The organism is Serratia sp. CY47280, assembly GCF_052168655.1.
GTDB classification, from domain to species: Bacteria; Pseudomonadota; Gammaproteobacteria; order Enterobacterales; family Enterobacteriaceae; genus Serratia; species Serratia bockelmannii.
Window position 1 is genome coordinate 734158 of sequence record NZ_JBJNMG010000002.1, and the last position, 13661, is coordinate 747818.

13 protein-coding genes are annotated in these 13661 nt (G+C 63.2%); 7 read left to right on the forward strand and 6 right to left on the reverse strand.

The genetic code is table 11. The annotated features are described in order from the left end of the window. The first annotated feature begins 55 nt into the window (after positions 1–55). Positions 56–1246 carry an MFS transporter gene (locus ACJ8J4_RS12985; protein ID WP_264383892.1) on the forward strand — a complete coding sequence of 397 codons (1191 nt, stop codon included), beginning with the start codon at positions 56–58 and terminating at the stop codon, positions 1244–1246. Here ACJ8J4_RS12985 and ACJ8J4_RS12990 read toward each other — a convergent pair. Beyond that, the gene (locus ACJ8J4_RS12990) at positions 1237–2142 is read right to left on the reverse strand and encodes a LysR family transcriptional regulator (protein WP_025302195.1); all 906 of its coding nucleotides are present in this window, start codon (positions 2140–2142) and stop codon (positions 1237–1239) included. The genes ACJ8J4_RS12985 and ACJ8J4_RS12990 overlap by 10 nt on opposite strands. Before the next feature lie 248 nt (positions 2143–2390). On the opposite strand from ACJ8J4_RS12990, the gene speB reads away from it, so the two are divergent. The 4 genes from speB (at position 2391) to ACJ8J4_RS13010 (ending at position 7039) form a co-directional block, all read left to right on the forward strand. Further along, positions 2391–3323 (forward strand): agmatinase, encoded by a 933-nt coding sequence (speB, locus tag ACJ8J4_RS12995; protein ID WP_264383893.1) that lies wholly within the window; start codon positions 2391–2393, stop codon positions 3321–3323. A gap of 77 nt (positions 3324–3400) precedes the next feature. Next, complete coding sequence (locus ACJ8J4_RS13000) at positions 3401–4786, forward strand: sodium:solute symporter (protein WP_264383894.1); 1386 nt, start codon at positions 3401–3403, stop codon at positions 4784–4786. 16 nt (positions 4787–4802) lie between these two features. Beyond that, entirely contained in the window at positions 4803–6230 is a 1428-nt protein-coding gene (locus ACJ8J4_RS13005) for a purine-cytosine permease family protein (protein ID WP_099817577.1), read from the forward strand. Next, positions 6227–7039, forward strand: coding sequence for a nitrilase-related carbon-nitrogen hydrolase (locus ACJ8J4_RS13010; RefSeq protein WP_049207929.1), 813 nt, complete (start codon positions 6227–6229; stop codon positions 7037–7039). Before ACJ8J4_RS13005 ends, ACJ8J4_RS13010 begins: the two co-directional genes overlap by 4 nt. A 74-nt stretch (positions 7040–7113) precedes the next feature. On the opposite strand, the gene ACJ8J4_RS13015 is transcribed toward ACJ8J4_RS13010, so the two are convergent. Together ACJ8J4_RS13015 and ACJ8J4_RS13020 are read right to left on the reverse strand one after the other, a co-directional pair. Beyond that, positions 7114–8097, reverse strand: coding sequence for a magnesium and cobalt transport protein CorA (locus tag ACJ8J4_RS13015; RefSeq protein WP_442516074.1), 984 nt, complete (start codon positions 8095–8097; stop codon positions 7114–7116). Positions 8098–8108: 11 nt separating this feature from the next. After that, entirely contained in the window at positions 8109–8528 is a 420-nt protein-coding gene (locus tag ACJ8J4_RS13020) for a GNAT family N-acetyltransferase (protein ID WP_025302201.1), read from the reverse strand. A 130-nt stretch (positions 8529–8658) separates the two neighbouring features. Between ACJ8J4_RS13020 and ACJ8J4_RS13025 the strand changes: the two genes are divergently transcribed. After that, a complete protein-coding gene (locus tag ACJ8J4_RS13025; RefSeq protein WP_049207932.1) occupies positions 8659–9759 on the forward strand; it encodes a PQQ-dependent sugar dehydrogenase in 1101 nt (366 codons plus the stop codon). Positions 9760–9772: 13 nt separating this feature from the next. Here ACJ8J4_RS13025 and ACJ8J4_RS13030 read toward each other — a convergent pair whose 3' ends face one another. Together ACJ8J4_RS13030 and ACJ8J4_RS13035 are read right to left on the reverse strand one after the other, a co-directional pair. After that, positions 9773–10393: a glutathione S-transferase family protein gene (locus tag ACJ8J4_RS13030; protein ID WP_025302203.1), complete on the reverse strand. Its 621-nt coding sequence runs from the start codon at positions 10391–10393 to the stop codon at positions 9773–9775. An 89-nt stretch (positions 10394–10482) separates the two neighbouring features. Then, entirely contained in the window at positions 10483–11139 is a 657-nt protein-coding gene (locus tag ACJ8J4_RS13035) for an HAD family hydrolase (RefSeq protein ID WP_025302204.1), read from the reverse strand. 287 nt (positions 11140–11426) lie between these two features. Here ACJ8J4_RS13035 and ACJ8J4_RS13040 point away from each other — a divergent pair, with 287 nt between their 5' ends. Then, positions 11427–12449 carry an isopenicillin N synthase family dioxygenase gene (locus ACJ8J4_RS13040; RefSeq protein ID WP_264383956.1) on the forward strand — a complete coding sequence of 341 codons (1023 nt, stop codon included), beginning with the start codon at positions 11427–11429 and terminating at the stop codon, positions 12447–12449. A gap of 59 nt (positions 12450–12508) precedes the next feature. Here the strand turns inward: ACJ8J4_RS13040 and ACJ8J4_RS13045 are convergent, their stop codons facing one another. Further along, positions 12509–13654, reverse strand: coding sequence for a trans-sulfuration enzyme family protein (locus ACJ8J4_RS13045; RefSeq protein ID WP_264383895.1), 1146 nt, complete (start codon positions 13652–13654; stop codon positions 12509–12511). Positions 13655–13661 lie beyond the last annotated feature (7 nt).

The window sequence follows — 13661 nt, forward strand, 5'->3', positions numbered from 1 at the left end:
ATGATGCAAACGTCATCCGCGATGGGCGGAAACATCTTTGAATGGGGAGTGATTAATGAATCAAACGACGATATCTGCGCCTGCCGAGGGCATCGATCGGTTGCCGCTGGGCGGCCTGCTGGTGTTGGCAATGGCCGCTTTTATCACGCTGCTGACCGAGATCATGCCGGCGGGCGTGCTGTCTTCGATCGCGGGCGATTTGAACGTATCTGAAAGCCTGGCTGGGCAGTTCATCACCGCCTATGCGGTGGGCGCGTTGGTCGCCGCTATTCCGCTCACCGCATTGACGCAGGGCATGCGGCGCCGCCCCTTGCTGTTGAGCGCGATCGGCGGTTTTGCCATCGTTAACCTCGTCACGGCGCTGTCGAACGATTATCACGTCTCATTGGCGACGCGTTTCTTCGCCGGCGTTTTCGGCGGCATCGTTTGGTCCTTGCTGGCCGGTTATGCGGTGCGCATGTCACCGGCCCACCTTGGCGGCCGCGCTATTGCGATCTCCGGCGCCGGCGCCACTTTGGCGTTGGTGCTTGGCGTACCGCTCGGCACGTTGCTTGGCCGAGCCATCGGCTGGCAGGGCGCCTTTGGTCTGATGACGTTGATGGCGCTGGTGCTCGTGGTGTGGATCATCGCCATCGTGCCGGATTTCCCCGGCCAGGCTAAGGCGCATCGGCCGTCTCTGAGCGGCGTATTCTTGCAACGGGGGATCCGCGCCGTGCTGTTCGTGGTGTTTACCTTTATCGTTGCCCATAACATTCTGTATATCTACCTGGAGCCTTTTCTCAAGCCGTCGGGGTTGTCCGAGCGGGTCGATATCGTTCTGTTTATCTTCGGGCTGGGCGCGATTGCCGGATTGGGCGTCGCCGGGATGCTGGTCGATCGGCGAGTCCAATCTCTTACGGTGATGAGTATCGTCATCTTTGCTCTCGCTGCCGTGCTGCTGGGGAGTGGGGGACGGATGATCCCGATGGTCTATCTCTCCGTGGCTTGTTGGGGCTTGGCTTTCGGCGGTTTCGCCACCCTCACGCAGACGGCATTGTCACGCCTTTCCGGTCGCGCGGCCGACGTGGCGCAGTCCATGTATACGACGGGCTGGAATACCGCCGTGGCAGCCGGTGGCGCGGTCGGCGGCATGTTGCTCGACAAGGGCGGGGCGCCCTCTTTCGCCTGGGCCATCATCGGATTACTCGTCCTGTCTTTAACCGGCACGCTGTTTGCCATGAATCGGGCGCTGGCCTCTCAGCGATGAGGTGATGGGCGTGCGGCGCGCGCCAAATCCTCCAGCAGCGCGTTCAGCGCCTCGTCGGGCTGGACGGGGCGGCTGACCAGGCTGAGCGTGGCGCGGTATGAGAGCGCCGTACCGCCCAACTGCCGAAGCAGCCCCTGTTCCACCCAACGCGCCGCGTAGTGGGTGGGCAAATAGCCGAGACAGGTGCCGCTCAGCACCAGATGGGCGACGCTTTCCATATGGTGGGCCACCGCGGCCAGATGCGGCGGCGCGATCGGGCACAGCTGCTGCGCCAGCAGGTAGCCACGCTTGACCCAGCGCGCGTTTTCAATCTGCTCGCGCCCCGGTTCTTCTACCGCGAACAGCGGGTGATCCCTACTGCAGTAGATCGCCTGCGTCTCCTCCAGCCACGGCTGATAACGCAACGCCTCCAGCTGCTGGCCGAAGTAGCCGATGCCCAGATCGAGCTGCCGGTGCAGCAACCCTTGTTCAATCTCGTTCGGCGAACAGATGCGGCACTGCAATTGCACGTCCTGATGTCGGCGTTGGAAGTGTTGGATGGCCTGACTGAACGGATTGCCCGGCAGCGAAACCAGATTATCCACCAGACCGATCTGCAGATCGCCGGTCAGCAGGCCGTTCAGCGACTGGCTGACCCGGGTGAAGTCGCGGGCGGCGTTGAACAGCGAGCGGCAGGCGATCAGCATGCGTTCGCCCTTGGGCGTCAGCCGGAAGCCGGAGCGGCCGCGTTGACACAGGCGAAAACCCAGCCGGGTTTCCAGCGAGGCCAGGTGGGTGCTGATGGTCGATTGGTTCATCAACAGCGCTTCCTGTGCGGCGCTGACGCCCTGGGCTTCCGCCACCGCGACGAACACCCGCAGCAGTTTCAGATCGATATCGCTTAGGTTGGTGAGCATCGTCCCTCCGCAGAACGTCGGCCGGTTAACCCATTTTTAACATCGAAGATATAGGTGCGGCGCTGAAGATATGGTCTTCCTTATGGCATGAATTTGAAATAAAAATCAATACTTCAATAGGTTAGTTGCATCGCGTTTTCCGATGTTTACATGCAAAAGCGGGAATGGTAGCCGAGGCGGCCAACGGGGTAGTCTGCGAATGTTGCTCAAATGTTTCAATTCATCGCAGATCAAGACAAGGATACGCCATGCTGAACCAACCCCAAAGCGGTAACGACATGCCGCGCTTTGCCGGTATTCCCACCATGATGCGCCTGCCCGCCGCCGAACAGGCGCACGGTCTGGACGCCGCCTTTGTCGGCATTCCGCTGGATATCGGCACCTCCAACCGCAGTGGCACCCGCTATGGCCCGCGCCAGATCCGCCAGGAATCGGTGATGATCCGCCCCTACAACATGGGCACCGGTTCCGCCCCGTTCGAACGGCTGCAGGTGGCCGATCTGGGGGATGTCGCCATCAACCCTTACAGCCTGGCGGACAGCGTGCAGCGCATCGAGGCGGTTTATCACGAGATCCTGGCACACGGCTGCATGCCGTTGACGCTCGGCGGCGATCACACCCTGACGCTGCCGGTGCTGCGCGCCGTCGCCCGCCGACATGGCCCGGTCGGGCTGATCCACGTCGATGCGCATTCCGATACCAATGAGGAGATGTTCGGCGAACAGCTGGCGCACGGCACCACCTTCCGCCGCGCGTTTGAGGAGGGGCTGCTGGTGCCCGAAAAGGTGGTGCAGATTGGCCTGCGCGGCAGCGGCTATGCGGCGGATGACTTCGATTGGTCACGGCGCCAGGGCTTCCGCGTGGTGCCGGCCGAAGCCTGCTGGCACCGGTCGCTGACGCCGCTGATGGCGGAGATCCGCGAACAGATAGGCGATGCACCGGTTTACCTCAGCTTCGATATTGACGGGTTGGATCCGGCCTTTGCGCCGGGCACCGGCACGCCGGAGGTCGGCGGGCTGTCGGTTTGGCAGGGGCTGGAGATCGTGCGCGGTTGCCGCGGGCTGAACCTGGTGGGCGGCGATGTGGTGGAAGTGTCGCCGCCTTACGATCGCTCCGGTAACACGGCGCTGCTGGCCGCCAACCTGCTGTTTGAAATGTTGTGCGTGCTGCCGGCCCGCTGAGGCCGGCGTACTGACCCTACCGGCGGAGCGGTTGCGTCGGGCCCCCTGATAACAATAACAACGGAGTGGAGGTACCCATGAATCTCGATCTGCTGGTTGTGGTGATTTACTTTCTGGTGATAGGCGCGGTGGGATGGATGGGCATTCACCGCGCCAATTCCAAAGAGGCGTATCTGGTGGCCGGGCGCAACCTGGGGCCGGGGCTGTATCTGGGCACGCTGTCGGCGGTGGTGCTCGGCGGCGCGTCGACCATCGGCAGCGTCAAGCTCGGCTACACCTACGGCATCTCCGGCGTCTGGCTGTGCGGCGCGCTCGGGCTGGGCATCGTGGTGTTGAGCCTGGTGCTGGCCAAGCCGCTGCTCAAACTGAAGCTGTATACCGTCAGCCAGGTGCTGTCGCGGCGTTATCACCCGGCCGCGCGGGTCACCAGCGGCGCGATCATGCTGGCGTATGACCTGATGGTGGCGGTGACCTCGATCATCGCCATCGGCAGCGTGATGCAGGTGATGTTCGGCCTGTCGTTCAGCGCGTCTATCCTGCTTGGCGGCGGGCTGGTGGTGCTGTATTCAACGCTGGGGGGCATGTGGTCGCTGACGCTGACCGACATCATTCAGTTCATCATCATGACCGTCGGCATGATGCTGGTGCTGATGCCGATGAGCATCGTCAAGGCCGGCGGCTGGGAGGCGTTCACCAGCCTGCTGCCCGCCGGTTACTACCAGCTGTCGTCGATCGGGCTGGACACCATTCTGGTGTTCTTCCTGATCTACTTCTTCGGCATTCTGATCGGCCAGGACATCTGGCAGCGGGTGTTCACCGCCCGCAGCGCCAATGTGGCGCGCTTCGCCGGGCTGGGCGCGGGCGTCTATTGCGTGCTGTACGGCGTGACCGGCGCGCTGATCGGCATGGCCGGCAAGATCGTGCTGCCGTCGCTCAGCAACACCGACGGCGCCTTCGCCGCTATCGCGCAGGCGGTGTTGCCGGTCGGCGTCAGCGGGCTGGTGGCCGCCGCGGCGTTGGCGGCGCTGATGTCTACCGCCAGCGCCTGCTTGCTGGCGTCTTCCACTATCGCGCTGGAGGACGTATTGCCGGCCATCCGCCGCAAACCTTCCGGCGGGCTGGCCGCCGGGCGCTTCACCACGCTTTTCATGGGTGTGGTCATGCTGGGGCTGGCGTTTGTGGTGCGCGACGTGCTGGCGGCGCTGACGCTGGCTTACAACCTGTTGGTGGGGGGCATGTTGATCCCGTTGGTGGGGGCGATCTTCTGGCCGCGCGCTACCAGCGCCAGCGCGATTGCCAGCATGCTGACCGGCAGCCTGTGTGTGGTAGGGCTGATGATCTGGCACGGCATCGATGCCAACAGCCCGATCTACGGCGGTCTGCTGGGCGGCGGCGTCGCCTTCGTGTTGGGCAGCCTGTTGAGCCGCCCGGCAGCGCAGCTGCAGCCGCAAACCGAGCGTTGAAACGACGAGGTGGGACATGAACAATCGCAATGTGGCGTCACGCCCAAAAATTGAAGTGCGCTCGATAGACTATGTGCCCCGTCACGAGCGGCATGGCAAGGTTTGGCATCAGGCGCCGTTTTGGTTTACCGGTAATTTCGTTTTGACGACGATGGTGGTCGGTTTCAGCGGCCCGGCGTTGGGGTTGGGCGCGCTTTATTCGATGCTGGCCATTGCCGTCGGCGTGGGGGTCGGCACGTTCTTCATGGCGTGTCATGCCAATCAGGGGCCGCGCATGGGGCTGCCGCAGATGATCCAGTCACGGGCCCAATTCGGCCTGCGTGGCGCCATCGTTCCCTTTGCCGCCGTGGTGTTTGTTTACATCGGTTTCAATGTGTTCAACGTTATTCTCGCGACCGATGCGATCAACACGGTGTTGCCGGGCCACCGTCTGCCTTGGTATGCGTTGCTGATCGCGGTGGCCGTGCTGTTGGCGATCGTCGGCCACGACATGCTGCATGCGGTGCAGCGCTGGCTGACCTATGTGATGATGGCAGTGTTCGGCGTGCTGACGGTCGGCGCCGTGTTGTCGCTGCGGATGGACGCCGTCGTCGGCGCCGGGCATTTTTCGTGGGCGGCCTTTTTGATTCAGCTGTCGGCCGCCGCCGGCTATCAAATCAGCTATGCAGTGTACGTTTCCGACTACTCGCGTTATTTACCGCATGAAACGCCGTCGGCCAACGTGATCTTTTGGACTTACCTGGGGGCGGCCGGATCGGCGCTTTGGCTGATGTCGCTGGGCGCGTTTCTGGCTTCAGCCTTACCGGCCCCCGATGCGATCGGCAGCGTACAGGCGGTGGGTAATGCCGTCTATCCTGGGTTTGGTACGTTGGCCGTGCTGATCGCCGTGCCCTCGCTGGTCGGTATCATGGCGGTCAACTGTTATGGCGCAATGCTGACCAGCCTCAGCGCGATTGACGCGTTCCGTAAAGTGACGCCAACGTTGAAATTACGCATGGCCGGCATTGGCGTCGTCGCTATGACGGTGTTTGCGGTGGCGTTGGCCATCCCGGCGAGCTATCTCGCCAGCTTCAATACCTTCGTACTGCTGATGCTGTATTTTCTGGTGCCCTGGACGGCGGTGAACCTGATGGACTTTTACGTGGTGCGCGGCGGGCATTACGCGATAGGTGAAATCTTCAACCCGTCGGGGATCTATGGCCGCTGGGGCGGCTCCGGTCTGACGGCTTACGCGGTCGGTCTGCTGGCGATGGTGCCGTTCATGACGTTGGGCTTTTACACCGGTCCCTTTGCTGTTTTACTGGGCGGCGCGGATATCGCTTTTCTGATCGGCCTGCTGGTGGCCGGGAGCGTTTATGTCGTAATGTGCCGTAAGCTCGATCTTGAAGCCGAACGGCGGGTGGCGTTGCGCTGCGAGGGGTTATTGGAAGGAGAACCGGAGTGAAGGAAAAAATCAGCGTCGCATGCTGCCAGTTAGCGTTGCGGGTAGGGGAAGCGGAGCACAATCGGGCGCTGTCCGCCCAGGCTATCCGCCGGGCGGCGCAGCACGGCGCCAACGTCATCGTGTTGCCGGAGTTGGTGAACAGCGGCTACGTGCTGCGCGATAAGGCGGAGGCGCTGGCGTTGGCCGAGGCCGAAGACGGGCCTAGCCTCAGCCTGTGGGGGGGACTGGCGCGTGAGCTGGATGTGGCGATCGTCGCCGGTTTCTGCGAGCGCCTGCCCGAGGGTGAGGTGGCCAACAGCGCGGCATTGATCGATGCGCAGGGGGTGAGGGCGATTTATCGCAAGGCCCACCTGTGGCATGAAGAGAGCACGATCTTTACCGCCGGCGATCGGCCACCGCCGGTCGTCGAGACCCGCTTTGGCCGCTTGGCGGTGATGATCTGTTACGATCTCGAATTCCCTGAGTGGGTGCGGCTGCCGGCGTTGGCCGGCGCTCAACTGCTGTGCGCGCCGGTCAACTGGCCGCTGGCGCCGCGCCCGCAGGGTGAACGGCCGGCGGAGATGGTGAAGGCGCAGGCCAACGCCGCCGTCAATCGGCTGTTCATCGCGGTGTGCGATCGCTGCGAAACGGAGCGCGGCGTTGCGTGGATCGGCGGATCGGTGATCGTCGACGCCGATGGTTATCCGTTGACGCAGAGCCTGGAGGGCGAAGGCATGGTGCTGGCATCGATGGATATCGGCGTAGCCGATGACAAGCACATTGGCCGCCACAATCACGTGCATCGCGATCGGCGGCCGATGCTGTATTGAAGCGGCGGGGCGGTCGGTGGACCCGGCTGCCCCGCAGAGCGTCTTTGCCGGCGGGAAAAGCCGCCGTTTGGGCGCTACAGCCAGCCCGATTTCTTCAGCTTCTGATACAGGAAAATGCAGCCGACGGCGGTCACTCCCAGCGTGGCGTGATAGGCCCACGGGAATTTCAGTTCCGGCATGTCGGCGAAGTTCATGCCATACAGGCTGAAGACCACCGTCGGGATAGCCAAAATCGCCCCCCAGCCCGCCAGCCGTTTCACCACTTCGTTCTGTTTGACCGTCACCAGCGCCAGGTTGACGTGCATGGCGTTGGTCAGCATTTCGCGCATGTCGTCGATGTTGCTGACCACCTGATGCGCGTGATCCTGCACGTCGCGCACGTAGGCGCGCAGCTCCTTCGGGATCACCTCTTCGTGCAGGCGGATCAGCTGATTGCAGATTTCATCCATCGGCAGCGCGGCGTTGCGCAGCGCCAACAGGTGGCGGCGCAGGGTATAGACGTTCTCGATCGCCGCCTGATCGAACTCCGACTGGAACATGTTGGCTTCGATGTTCTCGATGGTGCTCTCGAAGCGCGTCACCACGCTGCGGTAGTTGTCCACCACGAAGTCCAACACCGAATAGAGGGCGAAGCCCGGCCCGCGGCACATCTGCTTGTGGTTCTCTTCCGCCTTGGCGCGGATCGGCGCGTAGCTGGGCGAGGCGCCGTGGCGCACCGTCACCAGAAAGATTTTGCCGACGAAGAAGTGGGTTTCGCCGTATTCGATTTCGTCGTGTTCGCCCCACTGCGCGGTTTTCACCACGATGAACAGCGAGTCGCCGTAGGTTTCCAGCTTCGGCCGCTGATGCGCGCACAGCGCGTCTTCGATCGCCAGATCGTGCAGGCCAAACTCCTCCTGCACCTTGCGCATAAACGCCGGCTCCGGCTGCCGCAGCCCCAGCCAGACGAAGGTGTCCGGCTGTTTGACCACCTCGCTGATATCGTCGATGGTCACTTCGCCCAGCCGTTGGCCGGCTTTGTATGCCACACAGTTCACCACCATGCTTTTGCTGTCCATCCGTCCATCCATTAATCAGTCAGGGTTTTGGTGAGAAAATAACACTCATGTTCCACCGGATAATCTTTCAGCGTCATTTGCAACTGATAGCCGAGTTTTTCGTAGAACGGCCGCGCCTGGAAGCTGAAGGTATCCAGGCGAGCGTAGCGGCAGCCGCGCGCCTGCGCCTCGCGTTCGGCGGCGCGCATCAACCGGCCGCCGAGGCCGCTGCCGCGCTGGGTATCCGCCACCCACAGCCACTCGACGCTCAGCCAGTTGCCCCAGGTTTCGGCGGTCAGGCCGCCGATCACCGTACCGGCTTCGTCGCGCGCATAGACGCTGAGCGGCTTGCGGTGGCTGGCGTCGATATGCGGCAGGTTGTAAGCGCGCAGCCCTTGCCTGATCGCATCGAGGGTTTGTTCGTCAATCGCGTCGGTAACGGTAATGTCCATTTTTCCTCCTGGGTGATGCGTTAACTTAAGCACACTACGGCCAAAAGGCAACCTATTGAAATGTAATGCAAACGACCACATCCGCTGAGTGGGCTACACTAAACGGGTCATTTCACCCCAGGAGGACACCATGCCCCGATTGACTCTGCTGGCCGGTTTGCTGCTGTGCAGCGGCCTGCTGCACGCCGCGCCGACGGTCAGCCAACTGCAGGACGGCCTGGAACACCCCTGGTCGCTGGCCTTCTTGCCGGCGGATCAAGGCCTGCTTATCACTGAACGGCCCGGTCGGCTGCGGCTGTGGCAGCCGGGCAAAGGCCTGTCGGCACCGATCGCCGGCGTGCCGCAGGTCTACGCCGAGGGGCAGGGCGGCCTGCTGGAGGTGTTGCCGGCCCCCGACTTCGCCGCCAGCCGCCGGGTATACCTCAGCTTCGCCGAACCGGGCGAGGGCGGCAAAGCCGGCACGGCGGTCGGCTATGGCCGCCTGAGCGACGATGGCGCGCGGCTGGAGAACTTTAAGGTGATCTTCCGTCAGCAGCCCAAGCTGTCGGTCGGCAATCACTTCGGCGGCAAGCTGGCGTTCGACAGGCAAGGCTACCTGTTTATCGCGCTGGGTGAAAACAACCAGCGGCCGACGGCGCAGGAAACCGACAAACTGCAGGGCAAGCTGGTGCGGCTGACCGCCGAGGGCGCGATACCACCAGATAATCCCTGGGTCGGCCAGGCAGGTAAACGCCCGGAGGTCTGGTCTTACGGCCACCGCAATCCGCAAGGGCTGGCATTGAACCCGCGGAGCGGCGCGATCTGGGAACACGAGCATGGCCCGCGCGGCGGCGATGAGCTCAACATCCCGCTGCCGGGTAAAAACTACGGCTGGCCGCTGGCCACCTACGGCATCAACTATTCCGGCCAGCCGATCCCGGAGGCGAAAGGAGAGCGGGTGCCCGGCACCGAACAACCGCTGCACTATTGGCGAGTCTCGCCCGGCCTCAGCGGCATGGCGTTCTATGACGGGCAGCGCTTCCCTGCCTGGCGTCACTCGCTGTTCATCGGCGCGCTGGCGCAAAAGGAACTGATTCGCCTGACGCTGGAGGGTGACAAAGTGGTGGCGGAAGAGCGGCTGCTGGGCGATCGCGGCGAACGCATTCGTGAGGTGCGCAGCGGGCCGGATGGCTACCTGTATCTGTTGACGGACGAACGGGACGGCAAGCTGCTGAAGGTCGGGGCGTCGTAACGCCCCGCACGCATCAGGTGAGCTCGCTCATCACGCCGCGCTGATAGGCCGGGCGAGCGCGCAGTTGCTGATACCAGCGCTCCATGTTCGGCCGTGGGCGGCGGGCGATCGGCATCTCGAACCAGCCGTAGGCGAAGCTGCCGAGCGGAATATCGCCGAAGCCGAACGCGTCGCCGGAGAGGTAAGGCTGGTGCGCCAACGTCTGTTCAATGATATCGAAGTGTTTTTCCAGCGTGGCGATCGCCGCTTCTATTTTCGCCATGTCGCGCAGCTCCGGCGCGGTGCGGATCAGGCCCCAAAAGACGATGGTGAAGGCCGGAACGATGGTTGAGGTGGTCCAGTCCATCCATTTCTCGGCGGCGGCGCGCGCCTGCAGATCTTGCGGATAGAACGTCGCGTCGCCGAATTTCGCCGCCAGGTAGCGCACGATGGTGTTGGACTCCCACAGCACGAAGTCATCGTCCTGCAGCAGCGGCACCAGGCCGTTCGGGTTCAACGCGCGGTAACTCTCTTCGTTGACCTTGCCGAACGCGCCGCCGGCGTTGATGTGGGTATAGCTCAGCCCCAGTTCGGCGGCGCACCACAGCACCTTCCTGACGTTGTTCGAATTCTCACGACCCCAAATGGTCAGCATGGGATAACTCCGTTAGCGGATTAAAGACCCTTAATACCTACGCCACAATGCGCTTTTTGTCACACCGCAGGGCATTTTTTGTCTGCCGATCAACGCTCCCAGCGGCACACTTCCCAGCCGTGCTCCGCCGCTAGCGCGCTCAACTCGCTGTCGGGGTTGATCACCGTGGCGCTGTCGACGAATTGCAGCATCGCCTTGTCGTTGAGGGAGTCACTGTAGCCGTGGCTGTGCTCGAACTTTAGGTGCGGATGCTGCGCAAGCCAGTGCTGCAGGCGGATCACCTTGCCCTGTTGGTAGGTCATGGTGCCGTAGGTGTGGCCGGTGAAGCGACCGTCGCTGATTTCCACGCCGATCGCCAGCGCATCGTCGGCGCCGAGCTGTTCGGCGATCGGCGCCACCAGGTGCTCGCCGGTGGCGGAGATCACCAGGATGCAGTCGCCGCGTTCGCGGTGCCACTGCAGGCGCTCACGGGCGGCGGGATAGACGCGCGGCAGGATATCGCGGCGAATGTAGCGTTGCACCCAGCCGGCCACGGTTTGCACGCTCAGGCCGGTCAGCGGCGCCAGCGTGGCCTGCATGTAGTCCTCCATCGACAGCTTGCCCTGATAATAGAGCTGCATCAGCTGCTGCTCCTGCAGTTCCAGCTCCGCCGGCGCGAAGCCCTGGCCGACCAGCCAGCGGATCCACAGGCTGGCGCTGTCATCGTCAATCAGGGTTTCATCCAGGTCGAATAAGGCTAAATCCATCAGTATTTCTCCGGCAGGCAGGGTATGAGGTCGTTTACAGGATAGCGGATAGCGCCCATCGCCAGCCAGCGGCGTCGGCGAAATTGCGCAGAGCATAAGAAACATTGATGACGGTTTTGCGACAGTTTGTTGAACGTTTGCATAACTTAGAACGCAACAATATTGGCCGCTCCGGCGAGCGCGGTGATAACTATGGGGCAAATGCAGCTACCCGCGGGGAGTGACAATGTTGATTATTCGTCTGTATGGCAGCCCGATCGTGATCGGGGAAGAAGAGGAACCGCATGATGACGCATCTGACGACGCTGAAGACGCTGCCGCTGCTGGATCTTTCGCAGCTTGACGGTGATGCGCGCCAGCGGCGCACCTTTCTCGACGATTTGCGCGCGGCGGCCCGCGACGTCGGTTTTTTCTATCTGCGTGGGCACGGCGTAGACGGCGCGTTGAATGCGCGACTGCAGCACGCCGCGCGGCAATTTTTCGCCCTGCCGGAAGCCGACAAGCTGGCGGTGCAGATGGTGCATTCGCCGCACTTTCGCGGTTACAACCGGGCGGCGGCGGAGCTCACGCGCGGGCAGCCTGACTGGCGCGAGCAGTTCGATATCGGCGCCGAACGCCCGGCGCTGACGTTGTCTGACGACACGCCACGCTGGGCACGCCTGCAGGGGCCAAACCAGTGGCCGGCAGCGCTACCGACGCTGAAACCGCTGCTGCTGCAGTGGCAACAGGCGATGACCGCCATGTCGCTGCGGCTGCTGCGCGCTTTCGCTTTGGCGCTGTCGCTGCCGGAGCAGGCGTTCGATCGCTTGTACGGCGAGAAGCCCAACGAGCACATCAAACTGATCCGCTATCCGGGGCGGGAGGCTACCGGCAGCGCACAGGGCGTTGGCGCACACAAGGACTCCGGGTTTCTCAGCTTCCTGCTGCAGGACGCGCAAAAAGGGCTGCAGGTGGAGGTGAGCGAAGGGCGGTGGATAGACGCGCAGCCGCGTGAAGACACTTTCGTGGTGAACATCGGCGAGCTGCTGGAGCTGGCGACCAACGGCTATCTGCGCGCCACGGTGCACCGGGTGGAGACGCCGCCGGCAGGGCGCGACAGGTTGTCGATCGCGTTCTTCCTCGGCGCACGGCTGGACGCGGTGGTGCCGCTGTATCAACTGCCGCCGCCGTTGGCGGCGCAGGCTCGGGGCCCGGCCAGCGATCCGCTCAACCCGCTGCTGCGCGACGTGGGGTATAACTACCTGAAAGGCCGCATTCGTTCCCACCCCGATGTGGCACAGCGCTTTTATCGGGACGTCATCGGCGTCTGAACATCAGGCACAAAAAAGCCCGGCGCGCCGGCCGGGCTGATGACGATTGATTCAGGCGATTATTCCGCCAGCGCCTGCTGCAGATCGGCGATCAGATCTTCCACATCCTCAATCCCTACCGACAGGCGCACCAGCTGCGGCGTGATGCCGGTTGCCAGGCGCTGTTCCAGCGGAATGGAGGCGTGCGTCATGCTGAACGGCTGGCTAATCAGGCTTTCCACGCCGCCCAGGCTTTCTGCCAGGGTGAACAGGCGCGAACTCTGGATGACCCGACGCGCATAGGCGTCGTCGCCTTTCAGCCGTACCGAGATCATGCCGCCGAAGCGCGTCATCTGGCGTGCCGCCAGCTCATGCTGCGGATGGCTCGGCAGGCCGGGATAGTAGACGTTTTCCACCTGCGGCTGGCTCTCCAGCCACTGGGCGATGCGCAGCGCGCTGTCGCTGTGGCGCTGCATGCGCAGGGCCAGGGTGCGAATGCCGCGCAGCGTCAGGAAGCTGCTGAACGGATCGAGAATGCCGCCGACCGCGTTTTGCAGGAAGCCGAGCTGTTCCGCCAGCGCCGGGTTATCCCCCACCGCCGCGACGCCCGCCACCACGTCGGAGTGGCCGTTGAGGTATTTGGTGGCGGAGTGCACCACCACGTCAAAACCTAGATCCAGCGGACGTTGCAGATACGGCGAGGCGAAGGTGTTGTCCGCCACGCTGATGAGCTGATGCTTTTTGGCGATCGCGGCGATGGCGCTCAGATCCGCCAGCTTGAGCAGCGGGTTGGTCGGCGTTTCGACCCAGATCATTTTGGTATCCGGTTCGATCGCCTGTTCCAGCCCGGCGAGATCCGCCGGCGACACGTAAGTCACGCGCAGGCCGGCGGTGCGACTGCGCACTTTTTCCAGCAGGCGATAGGTGCCGCCGTACAGGTCGTCTACCGCGATCAGGTGGCTGTCTTTATCGAGCAGCTCCAGCACCGTGGAGCAGGCCGCCAGACCGGAGGCGAAGGCGTAGCCGCGGCTGCCGCCTTCCAGTTCGGCGATGGCGCTTTCCAGCGCTGTGCGCGTCGGGTTGGCGCTGCGGGAGTATTCGTAGCCGGTATGCTCGCCCGGTGCCGGTTGGGCGTAGGTGGAGGTGGCGTAAATCGCCGGCATCACTGCGCCGGTCGCGTCCGGGGTGTAACCGGCGTGAACGGTCAACGTATCAAACTTGGCCATAATGGGT